Here is a 2,657-nt window from a genome sequence, read left to right on the forward strand (position 1 = left end):
TCCACCACGACGGACTCGACGGCCCCGCAGTCCAAGGCACGCTGGCGGATGGTCTGCAGACGCTCGCCGCCCTGGCCCACATCCAGGGAGACGGCCACCACATCCTTGCCGGTGCGCTCCTTGAGGTAGGGAATGGACACAGACGTGTCCAGGCCGCCCGAGTAGGCCAGCACGATGCGATTGTTTTCGGTCATGGCGATCCTCTTTCCTTGTAATTTCACACTTGCAGATATAGATATTCAGTCCGTGCTTCCAGCGATCATCGGCCCCGGGCATCCTCCTGGCCGGAGACAATGGTCATCAGCCAGTCGGCCCGTGATGAAGCCGATTCATCGTCTGCAGCGATGATCAGAATCGTGTCGTCCCCAGCTATTGTGCCCAGGATTCCATTGATGGGCTGGCGGTCCAGGGCGGAAGCCGCATATTGGGCGGCACCGGCCGGGGTTCTGACCACCAGCAGGTTGCGGGCCCGTGCCACCGAGGTGATCAGCCCGGTCAGAATCTTGGCCAGGTAGGCATCGGTCTTGTTCTCCCCTTCGACCTCAGGCCCCTCGGCGGCAGCGGCCTCCATGGCCTGCTGATCGGTGGTGGCGGGAATCCAGTAGGCCATGCTGCCGTCTGCATACCGCAGCTTGGTGGCGTGCAGGTCGTCCAAGTCCCGGCTCAGGGTGGCCTGGGTCACCTCGATGCCCTGCTCCGCCAGCAAGGCTGACAGCTGCTGCTGGGAATTGACACGATGTCGGTTCAGGGCCTGGCGGATGGCATCCAGCCGGGCCACCTTGGTCGTCGGACGCATCAGCACACCCCTTGCAGGAGTGACTCATCGCCCCTGGAGCGGGCTACCAGCCAGGTCATCAGTGCCTTCTGGGCGTGCAGTCGGTTTTCGGCCTCATCCCAAACCACGGACTGGGGGCCGTCAATGACCTCAGCCGTCACCTCCCGACCCCTGTATGCAGGCAGGCAGTGCTGGAAGAGGGCATCCGGGCGGGCATGGGTCATAAGTGCGGCGTTGACCTGATAGGGCATGAATGGGTGGGAGCGAATTTCATACTGATCCTCCTCGCCCATGGAGACCCAGGTGTCCGTGAAGACACAGTCCGCATCCTCCACGGCCTGCACCGGATCCGTAGTGACCAGAATGGATCCGCCGTTTTCAGCAGCCAGGGTCCGCGCCTGATCCACCAGACCCGGATCGGGCAGGAAACCATGGGGTCCGGCAATCCGCACGTTCATACCGGCTACCGCCCCGCCCAGCAGATAGGAGTTGGCCATGTTGTTGGCAGCGTCGCCCAGGTAGGCAATGGTCATGCCAGCCAGGGCATCGACCCCGCCCCGGTGCTGTGCCAGGGTCAGGAAGTCGGCCAGAACCTGGCAGGGATGGAAGGAATCGGTCAGCGCGTTGATGACGGGCACGGTGGCATGGGCAGCCATGGTCTCCACCCGATCCTGGCCAAAGGTGCGCCAGACTATGGTGGACGTCATCCGTGTCAACACGTTGGCGGTGTCCGCCACAGGCTCGCCACGGCCAAGCTGCGAGCCAGAGCTGTCGATGACCATAGGATAGCCGCCCAGCTGGGCCACGCCTACGCAAAAGCTGGTTCTGGTTCGCGTACTGGGCTTATCGAAGATGATCGCCACGGCCTGAGGCCCATGGTAAGGCTGGGACAAATAGGGATTGGTCCTGAAGGCCATGCCTAGTCGAAGCACCTCCAGTTGCTCCTCGTGGTTGAGGTCGTCGTCACGCAGCATGTGCCGCAAACCGTTGCTCATCTCTGCCTCCCTATCGCTATGATTACGCACGTCATTGATGGCTGATCTCACTGATCATCCTGCCCCAAGCCCTTCCCGAGACTGACCGGAGCCTTAGACAGAATATCCACGGCCAGGTCGATCTGGTCGGCTTCGATGATCAGGGGCGGAGCCAGCCGCAGGGCATCAGGGGCCACTGCATTGACGATCAGCCCATGGTCCAAAGCCCAGGAGGCCAGATCCCCGGCACAGGGAGCACTCAGCTGGACCGCATCCAGCAGCCCCCTGCCTCTGACCTGGTTATAAAGGGGATTGCCGCAATCAGTAAGGCCAGCACGCAGCCTCTCCCCCATCTGCCGCGCCCGTTCCAGCAGACCCTCCCGCTGGATGGTCTCCAAGGTGGTCAGTGCCAGGGCCGATCCCAGAGGATTGCCACCGAAGGTGGACCCGTGCATGCCAGGGGTCAGCAGGCCCGATGGCCCAGGACCGAAGGTGATCATCCCGCCCATGGGGAAGCCGCCTGCGACCCCCTTGGCGAAGGTGAGCACGTCTGGACAGGCTCCGCCGGACAGGCTCTGGTCCTGGAAGGCGAACCAGTGACCGGTCCTGCCCATGCCGGTCTGCACTTCGTCCAAAATCATCAGGGCCCCATACCGGCTACAGAGCTCGCGCACCTCACGAACATAGTCAGGATTGAGCGGTAGCACCCCGGCCTCTCCCTGGATGAGCTCCAGAATGACGGCAGCCACCGGCTCTCCTGAGGTCTCCCCCTGTGCAAAGGCCTTCTCTATAGCATCGCCGTCTTCTGCCGGCAGGAAGCCCATACCCGGGACCAGGGGTTGGAAGGGCTCACGGATGGCCGGCTTCCATGTCAGGCTCAAGGAGCCCATGCTGCGGCCGTGGAAACT

The 2,657-nt window shown here is 62.9% G+C and carries 4 protein-coding genes; all 4 read right to left on the reverse strand.

Annotated elements, in window-relative coordinates; translation table 11 throughout:
• Positions 1–194, reverse strand: a 194-nt coding sequence (locus AC0AP0_RS11570; protein ID WP_490430575.1) for an argininosuccinate synthase domain-containing protein, incomplete at its 3' end; no start/stop codon positions are given.
• A gap of 65 nt (positions 195–259) precedes the next feature.
• Complete coding sequence (locus tag AC0AP0_RS11575) at positions 260–796, reverse strand: arginine repressor (RefSeq protein WP_254477328.1); 537 nt, start codon at positions 794–796, stop codon at positions 260–262.
• Positions 796–1,770: an ornithine carbamoyltransferase gene (gene argF / locus AC0AP0_RS11580; RefSeq protein WP_254477327.1), complete on the reverse strand. Its 975-nt coding sequence runs from the start codon at positions 1,768–1,770 to the stop codon at positions 796–798. Before argF ends, AC0AP0_RS11575 begins: the two co-directional genes overlap by 1 nt.
• A 47-nt stretch (positions 1,771–1,817) precedes the next feature.
• Positions 1,818–2,657 (reverse strand): aminotransferase class III-fold pyridoxal phosphate-dependent enzyme (locus AC0AP0_RS11585; protein ID WP_490430576.1); only part of this gene is annotated, 840 nt, incomplete at its 5' end.

The sequence above is a fragment of the Bifidobacterium sp. POST2/T3 (B1) genome (assembly GCF_058197115.1).